1 pseudogene is annotated in these 441 nt (G+C 59.4%); it reads left to right on the forward strand.

Annotation, left to right across the window (positions count from 1 at the left end):
* Window positions 1-39 precede the first annotated feature (39 nt).
* Window positions 40-441, forward strand: a pseudogene (locus HA630_RS02665) (flagellin); the annotation flags it as partial.

A 441-nucleotide genomic window follows, 5' to 3' on the forward strand; every position in this document is an offset into this window, starting at 1 on the left:
GCAACTCCGTGTCAAACGGTCCTTACTGGAGAAAAAGCTATGGCAGCCATCATCAACACCAACGTCAACTCTTTGACGGCCCAACGCAACCTGACAACCAGTCAGTCGCAGTTGTCCCAATCCATCCAACGCCTGTCGTCGGGTCTGCGCATTAACAGCGCCAAGGACGACGCTGCCGGTCTGGCCATCTCTGAACGGTTCAGTGCCCAGATTCGCGGCCTGAACCAAGCAGTGCGCAACGCCAACGACGGTGTCTCTCTCGCCCAGACTGCGGAAGGCGCTTTGAAATCTGCAGGCGACATCCTTCAACGCGTTCGTGAACTTTCGGTGCAATCGGCCAACGCCACCAACAGCGCCAGCGACCGCAAGGCGCTGCAGGCAGAAGTGGGGCAACTGCTGTCGGAGCTGGACCGCATCGCGGTGACCACCGAGTTCAACGGC

The organism is Aquabacterium sp. A08, from assembly GCF_011742065.1.